The sequence below is a fragment of the Flavobacterium sp. genome (genome assembly GCF_044369455.1).
In the GTDB taxonomy this organism is placed as follows: Bacteria; Bacteroidota; Bacteroidia; order Flavobacteriales; family Flavobacteriaceae; genus Flavobacterium.
This window is the reverse complement of sequence record NZ_JBIPLW010000072.1, coordinates 1-7,901: the sequence shown is the minus strand read 5'-3', so window position 1 is coordinate 7,901 and position 7,901 is coordinate 1. Positions and strand designations below refer to the sequence as shown.

Below are 7,901 nucleotides of genomic sequence, written 5' to 3'. Positions count from 1 at the left end.
GGACAACCGGTGGGCGACCTGCGTCGCTACATCCGCACCTCGATGTCGACCACAGTGCCTGCCAGCGCGGGGGAATCGGTCTTTACCGATATGACCGCCTATCTCTTGCGGGTCAACGGCTTTGCGGCGGGCGCGCGCGAATTGACGGCGGACCGGTCGGATCCGATCGGCGCTCCGGATGGGGCGCCGCCGGTTGCCGCACGGTCCTCGGAGGCCGCAACCCCCGTTGGAGCAGGGGCGGAGTCGGGCGCGCGGTCCTGGGAAGGGGCGAGCGGAGTGATGGAGGCCGCGGAGAGGGCAGGGCGCTGGACCAACCGGTCCACGCCGCCCTTGTCTCCGGTCACCGACACGATGCTGCGCGATCCGCCGGCCTCCGCCTGGTTGAACTGGCGTCGGACGCAGGACGGTCAGGGCTTCTCGCCCCTTGCGCAGATAGACCTCGGCAACGTCCGCGGGCTGCGGCTCGCGTGGACCCTGACGATGCGGGAGGGCAGCAACCAGGTGACGCCCTTGGTGCACGACGGGATCATGTTCCTCACGCATCCTGGGAACGTCATCCAGGCCCTCGATGCGGCGACGGGCTCGCTCATCTGGGAGTACGCCTACCCGCATCCGCCCGAGTCGAAGACGCTCGGGGGACCGACGCGGAACATCGCCCTCTACAAGGACCGGGTGTTCGTCGCCACCTACGACGCCGCATTGATCGCCCTCGACGCCCGGACCGGCAAGCTCCTCTGGCGCACCACCAAGGCGGACTACTCCGAGGGGTACACGCACTCGGCGGGTCCGATCATCGCCGATGGCGTCGTGGTCAGCGGCATCAACGGTTGCGAGCGCTTCAAGAAGGGCGGCTGCTTCATCACCGGACATGATCCGGACACCGGCCGCGAACTTTGGCGCACCTCCACCATCGCCTTGCCGGGCGATCCCAACGACGCGAGTTGGGGTGGGGTGCCGCCGGCCTTGCGCGGCGGCGGCGACAACTGGATCGCCGGCTCCTACGACCCGGCACTGGGTCTCGTCTTCCTCGGCACTTCGCAGGCCAAGCCCTGGGTGGCGGCGAGCCGGGGCATGACGGTGCGTTCCGAGGCCCTCTATACCAACTCCACGCTCGCGCTCGAGCCCAAGACCGGCAAGCTGCGCTGGTTCTTCCAACACATGCCGGGCGAGACGCTGGACATGGAGACGGGTTTCGAGCGCGTGTTGGCAGACGTCGCGGGCCGGCAGTACGTGGTGACCGTCGGCAAGGACGGCATCCTGTGGAAGCTGGACCGCCGCACCGGCAAGTTCGTGGACTTCGTCGAGATGCTGCCGCAGGACATCTTCAAGAGGCCGATCGACCGGAAGACCGGTCGCCTTCAGTACCGCGACGACATCGCCGCCGCAAGGATCGGCGATACCGTGAGGGCTTGTCCTAGCATCTATGGCGGGCACAACTGGCAGGCGAGCGCGTTCGATCCCCGTTCCAAGGCGCTGATCGTGCCGTTGCACCAGACCTGCATGGAGTTCACCGGTCGCAAGGTGGAGTTCGCCGAGGGCGGCGGCGGATATGGCGGTGAGTCGACGATGCTGCCGATGCCGGGCGCTGACGGCATGCTTGGCCGCCTGACCTCCATCGATCTGCGCGACATGTCCGTCAGGTGGTCGCACACCCAACGCGCGATGTTCATGACCGGCGTGCTGACCACGGGCGGCGGGCTGACATTCGTAGGTGACCTCGACCGCTACTTCAAGGCGTTCGATACGGAAACAGGCAAGGTGCTTTGGCAGACCCGGCTCGGCGCTCCGCTGCACGGCTACCCGATCGCCTATTCGGTCGCCGGCAAGCAGTACATCGCCGTGCCGACCGGCATGGGTGTGTTCAAGCTGATGACGGCCCGTGAGGCGCCTGACATCTACCAGCCTTCGGGCGGCAACGCGATCTATGTCTTCGAACTGCCTGATTGAGGCGATACTGCACGACCATGCCTGACGCATTCATCTTCGACCATCTTCGCACCCCGCGTGGACGCGGCAAGCCGGACGGTGCGTTGCACCCGATCACGCCGATGAGCCTGATGGCACAGGTGCTCGCCGGCCTCCGGGACCGCAACGGCTTCGACACGCGGCTGGTCGACGACGTCGTGCTCGGTTGCGTCTCGCCCGTCGCCGAGCAGGGGGCGAACATCGCCCGCGTGGCGACGCTGGTCGCCGGCTACGATGAGGGCGTCGCGGGGCAACAGGTCAACCGCTTCTGCGCCTCGGGTCTCGAGGCGGTCAACATCGCCGCCGCGCAGGTCATGAGCGGGCAATCGGTCTGCGCCATCGGCGGTGGCGTCGAGTCCATGTCGCGCGTCGCGATGGGCTCCGACGGCGGGGCCTGGTACTGCGATCCGGCGGTGGCCTATCCCGTCCACTACGTGCCGCAGGGCATCGGTGCCGATTTGATCGCCACGCTGGACGGTTACGACCGTGAGCGCCTCGACGGTTTCGCGGTGGAGAGCCAGCGCCGCGCGGCGCGGGCCTGGGACGAGGGCCGCTTCGCGAGGTCGGTCATCCCCGTCCGCAACAGCGTGGGGGAGGTCGTGTTGGCGCGTGACGAGCATATCCGCGCGGACACCACGGTCGAGTCGTTGGGCAAGCTGAAGCCCGCCTTCGCCGCCCCCGGCGAGAAGCTCGGCTTCGACGTCGTCGCGCAACTGCGCTATCCCCATGTGGAGTCCATCCATCACCTCCATACCGCCGGCAACTCGAGCGGCATCGTCGATGGCGCCGCCGCCGTGCTGGTCGGTGGCGCCGAGTTCGCGTCCATGTCCGGCCTGAAGCCGCGGGCGCGCATCCGCGCGTTCACCTCCATCGGCAGCGAGCCCGCCATCATGCTGACCGGCCCGGCCCTGGTGACCGAGAAGCTCCTCGCCAGGGCCGGCATGAAGATCGGCGACATCGACCTTTTCGAGATCAACGAGGCTTTCGCGGCGGTGGCCTTGCGGTTCATCCGCCACTTCGACCTGCCGTCGGACCGCGTGAACGTCAACGGCGGGGCGATCGCGATGGGACATCCGCTCGGCGCGACCGGCGCGATGATCCTTGGCACCGTGCTGGATGAGCTCGAGCGGCGCGACCTGCGCACAGCCCTCGTCACGCTGTGCGTGGGTGCGGGCATGGGTACGGCCACCGTGATCGAGCGGGTCTGAAGGAACACGATGAGCAACAACATCACCGTTGAGACGGGCTCGGACGGCGTGGCCGTCGTGACGCTCGATGTGCCCCAGGGGCCCTTGAACCCGCTGTCCGACGAGTTCGTCCGCGAGCTCGACGCGGCCATCGACCTGTTCGCCGGCCGTGACGACGTGCGGGGCGTCCTCGTCACCTCGGGCAAGGCGACGGCCTTCGCCGCGGGCTGGAACCTCAAGACCTTGCTGGTCCAGCTCGAGTCGACGAAGGATGCGGCGTCTCTGTATGCGGCCACGGGCGGGCTCTCGCGGGTGCTGCGCAAGCTCGAGACTTGCGGCAAGCCGGTGGCGGCCGCCATCAACGGCATGGCGTTGGGCGGCGGCCTCGAACTCGCGCTGGCCTGTCATCACCGCGTGCTCGCCGACCACGACGCCGCCAAGGTGGGGCTCCCGGAGGTCAAGGTCGGCTTGTTGCCGGGCGCGGGCGGCACGCAGCGCCTGCCGCGGCTGATCGGCGTCGAAGCCGCGGTGAAGATGATGGTCGACGGAGAACCGGTCACGCCGGCCGAAGCGCTGCGTCTCGGCATCGTCCATGAACTGGCGCCCATGGGTGAGGTCGTCGGCCGGGCGCGCGCGTGGCTGATGTCGACCGCCAGCGCCACGCAGCCTTGGGACCGCAAGGACGCGGGGCGATCCGGTGGCGCCCAGTCGCCTTTGAGGGGCGACGTCACCCAGTTCTTCATGGGCGCGGTGCCGGAGGCCACGCGCCGGACACTGCGCAACTACCCGGCTCCGGTCGCCATACTGTCCTGCGTCTACGAGGGCTCGCAGTTGCCGCTCGACCGCGGCCTGGACATCGAGCACCAGCAGTTCGCGCTGCTCGCCTCCAAGCCTGAGGCGCGGAACTTGATCCGAACGATGTTCATCAACAAGGGCAAGGCGGACAAGCTGGGCCGACGCCCTGCGGGGATCGGCCAGAAGCCGGTCACGAAGGTGGCCGTCCTGGGCGCTGGCATGATGGGCGCGGGACTGGCTCACGTGCTCGCGCGCGCGGGCTGCTCGGTAGCCGTGCTCGACCGGACGCCGGAGCTCGCACAGCGCGCGGTGAACTACGCCGAGCGCCAGCTCCAAAAGGCCCAGGCGGCGGGGAAGCTGGATGCCGCAGCGGCGACCGATACCTTGGCCCGGGTGAAGCCGACAGCGGACTACGCCGATCTGGCCGGCAGCGAGTTCGTCATCGAGGCGGTGTTCGAGAACCGCGCCGTGAAGGCCGAGGCGCTCGCGCGCTCGGAGGCCGTCATCGACCGGGACGCAGTGTTCGCGACCAATACCTCCACCCTTCCGGTCACGGGTCTCGCGGCCGCATCGTCGCGTCCCCACCGGTTCATCGGCATGCATTTCTTCTCGCCGGTCGAGCGCATGCCGCTGGTCGAGATCATCCGCAGCCGGACCACGGACGAGACCACCTTGGCTTGGACCTTGGACCTCGCGCGTCGGCTCGGAAAGACGCCGATCGTGGTCAACGACAGCCGGGGCTTCTTCACGAGCCGTGTGTTCGGCACCTATTGCTATGAAGGACAGATGCTGCTGAAGGAGGGTGTCCACCCCGCGTTGATCGAGAATGCTGGCCGGTTCGCCGGGATGCCGGTTGGGCCGCTCGCCGTGATGGATGAGGTCTCGCTCGAGCTGCAGTACGACGTGGTGAAGCAGTCACGCGAGGACCTCGGTGAGGACTTCGTGTACCCCGTCAGTTGGGACGTCCTGCGCCGTTTCGTCGAGGACCTGAAGCGCACGGGCCGCAAGGCAGGGGCGGGGTTCTACGAGTACCCCGCCTCCGGCAAGAAACATCTGTGGCCCGGGCTTGCGACCGAGTACCCGGTCGCGAGGGTGCAGCCCGTCCTCGATGAGGTGAAGCAGCGTCTGCTGTGCATCCAGTCGCTGGAGACGGCGCGCTGTCTTCAGGAGGGCGTGCTGACCCATCCGGTCGACGGCGACCTCGGTTCGATCCTCGGCTGGGGATATCCCGCGTACACCGGCGGCGCGCTCTCTTACGTGGACATGGTCGGGGTCGGACGGTTCGTCGAGACCTGCAAGCGTTTCGCGGCCGTCACCGGTCCGCGATACGAGCCCTGCGAGCTGCTGCTCGACATGGCGAAGAAGGGAGCGCGGTTCCGTGACGCCGAGTGACCGGGCGGAGGACGAACCCTCGTATCTGCTCGGCGCGGAGCCGGAGCCGGCGCCGGCGGCCGCGCCGCCGCCCGTCCGCGGACCGCTCGTAGGTCTACGGGTCATCGAACTGGCGGGCATCGGTCCGGGACCCTACGCCGGGATGCTGCTCGGCGATCTCGGAGCGGAGGTGATCCGCATCGAGCGACCGGGAGCGGGGGCACCCCACCCGGCCGATCCGACCTTGCGCAACCGCCGCACGATGGTGCTCGATCTGAAGAACCCCGCCGCGATCGAGGTCGTGCTACGACTGGTCGAGCGCAGCGATGTGCTGCTGGAAGGGTTCCGGCCCGGCGTGGCGGAGCGCTTGGGCGTCGGGCCCGATGTCTGCACCCGGCGGAACTCCCGGTTGATCTACGCCCGCATCACCGGTTGGGGTCAGGAGGGGCCGCTGGCACGGGCCGCCGGGCACGACATCAACTACATCGCGTTGACCGGCTTGCTTCATCAGATCGGTGACCGCCACGGCAAGCCCGTGCCGCCGCTGAACGTCATCGGCGACTATGGCGGAGGCGGCTTGATGGTGGCTTTCGGCATCGTCTGTGCGCTCTTCGAACGTGCACGCAGCGGCAAGGGCCAGGTGGTCGACACTGCGATGATCGACAGCGTCATCTCTTTCATGGCGCCGTTGATCGGCCTGCGCAACCAAGGTCACTGGCTGGACCGGCCGGCGGCGAATTTTCTGTCGGGCGCAGCCCATTTCTACGACACCTACGAGACCCGCGATGGCAAGTGGGTCGCCGTCGGTGCCATCGAACCCCAGTTCCACCGCATGTTGCTCGAGAAGCTGGGTCTCGATGCCGCGGAGTTCGCCGCCGGCGTCGGCTTCGAGTCCAGGCCCTATGAGGAACTGGTGGGACAGGTCTGGCCAGGCCTGCGCGAGAAGCTCGCTGTCGCGGTGAAACGGCATACGCGCGCCGAACTCGAGTCGCTGTTCGCATCCTCCGATGCCTGCGTCGCACCCGTGCTGTCGATGGAGGAGGCGCCCCGTCATCCGCACAACGTCGCGCGACAGGCGTTCATCGAGGTCGGCGGCGTGCTGCAGAACGCGCCGGTGCCGCGCTTCAGCCGCTCGCACTCGTCCGCTCCGGTCCCGCCAAAGTCCGCCGATGCGGACACCGCCGACATCCTGCGGGAGCTCGGCTTGAGCGCGGAGCAGGCATACGAGGCCCTGAAGCCCCGTTAGGGTCACTTCGCGCGGACCACCTCGACCTTGCCGTCTGCGAACAGCCGGCGCAGGGCGACTTTGTCGATCTTCCCCACGCTCGTCTTCGGCAGTGCCGGCAGGAACGCGAAGTTCTCGGGGACGGCGATCCGCGCCACTGAAGGTGCCAGATGGTCGCGTACCGCCTGCGGCGAGACCGGCGGCTGCCGGGGATCGCAGACGAGGAACACCAAAGGGCGCTCCTCCCAGCGCGGGTCGGGGATGCCGATCACGCCGACCTCGATCACGCCGGGGTACCCCGCCAGCTTGTTCTCGAGCTCCACGGACGACACCCATTCGCCTCCGGACTTGATGACGTCTTTCGTCCGGTCGGTGATCTGCACATAGCCGCGCGAATCGATGGTGCCGACATCGCCGGTGCGCAGCCAACCATCCGGCGAGAAGCTCTCCGGTGACGGGTTGTCGTGGTAACCGGCGGTCACCCAAGGCCCGCGCAGCTGCAGGTTCCCCACCGTCGTCCCGTCTTCGGGCAGCGGCGCGTCATCGGCACCGACAATCCGCACTTCCATGCCGGGCACCGGTCGTCCGCTCTTGGCGCGCCACTCGGCCTCCTCGTCGACGGACGCCGTGCGCGGCGGGATCGAGAGGCAGCACATCGGGCTCGTCTCGGTCATCCCCCAGCCTTGCAGCACCGGGACGCCCCATCGCTCGCGGACCTTGCGGATCAGGGCCGGCGACACCGCCGAACCGCCGGATACCAGTACCCGGAAGCAGCCCATGTCGATGGGCGCCGCATCGTCGGCGACCAGCAGGTCGTTGATCAAGGTCGGCACCATCGCGGTGAAGGTGGGGCGCTCCTGCGCGATGGCCCTGCGGATGTCCGTCGACTTCAGGTGCGGACCGGGCAGCAGCAGGTCCGCACCCGCGAACCATGCGGAGTAGGGCAGTCCCCATGCATTGGCGTGGAACATCGACGGGAGCAGCAGTATGCGGTCCGATTGGCAGATGCCGAAGGTGTCCTTGCCGAGTGTGGCCAGCGTGTGCAGGAACACCGAGCGGTGGCTGTAGACGACGCCCTTCGGCGCGCCGGTCGTGCCGCTGGTGTAGCAGACGACGGCGGCGTCGCGCTCGTCGAGTTCGGGCCACGTGAAGCGTGGCGCGCCCGTCGACAGCAGGGCCTCGTAGCCATGTGTCCGGAAATGTCCCGACGGCGTGGCCGCCGTGGCATCGCCCACCACGATGACATGCCGGAGAGAACGGATGGACGGCAGTACGTCGGCGACTTGCGGCAGCAGCGCGCCGTCGACGATCAGGACGTCGTCCTGCGCATGGTCCATCACGCCCGCCACCTGCTCGGG

5 protein-coding genes are annotated in these 7,901 nt (G+C 68.3%); 4 read left to right on the top strand and 1 reads right to left on the bottom strand.

Annotated features, from left to right (window positions below; translation table 11 throughout):
* The 4 genes from ACIQ2L_RS14310 to ACIQ2L_RS14295 form a co-directional block, all read left to right on the top strand.
* A partial coding sequence (locus ACIQ2L_RS14310; protein ID WP_396160024.1) for a pyrroloquinoline quinone-dependent dehydrogenase occupies window positions 1-1,947 on the top strand: 1,947 nt, incomplete at its 5' end.
* Between the two features lie 17 nt (window positions 1,948-1,964).
* Complete coding sequence (locus ACIQ2L_RS14305; RefSeq protein WP_396160022.1) at window positions 1,965-3,173, top strand: acetyl-CoA C-acetyltransferase; 1,209 nt, start codon at window positions 1,965-1,967, stop codon at window positions 3,171-3,173.
* A gap of 9 nt (window positions 3,174-3,182) precedes the next feature.
* The gene (locus ACIQ2L_RS14300; protein ID WP_396160020.1) at window positions 3,183-5,339 is read left to right on the top strand and encodes an FAD-dependent oxidoreductase; all 2,157 of its coding nucleotides are present in this window, start codon (window positions 3,183-3,185) and stop codon (window positions 5,337-5,339) included.
* Complete coding sequence (locus tag ACIQ2L_RS14295) at window positions 5,326-6,564, top strand: CaiB/BaiF CoA transferase family protein (protein WP_396160018.1); 1,239 nt, start codon at window positions 5,326-5,328, stop codon at window positions 6,562-6,564. The genes ACIQ2L_RS14300 and ACIQ2L_RS14295 overlap by 14 nt, the downstream gene beginning before the upstream one ends.
* Window positions 6,565-6,566: 2 nt before the next feature.
* On the opposite strand, the gene ACIQ2L_RS14290 is transcribed toward ACIQ2L_RS14295, so the two are convergent.
* Window positions 6,567-7,901 (bottom strand): AMP-binding protein (locus ACIQ2L_RS14290; protein ID WP_396160016.1); only part of this gene is annotated, 1,335 nt, incomplete at its 5' end.

What these genes read in the sequence shown, in the direction of transcription:
- ACIQ2L_RS14305 (WP_396160022.1), top strand. Translation starts at nt 1,965, where the DNA reads ATGCCTGACGCATTCATCTTCGACCATCTTCGCACCCCGCGTGGACGC.
- ACIQ2L_RS14300 (WP_396160020.1), top strand. Translation starts at nt 3,183, where the DNA reads ATGAGCAACAACATCACCGTTGAGACGGGCTCGGACGGCGTGGCCGTC.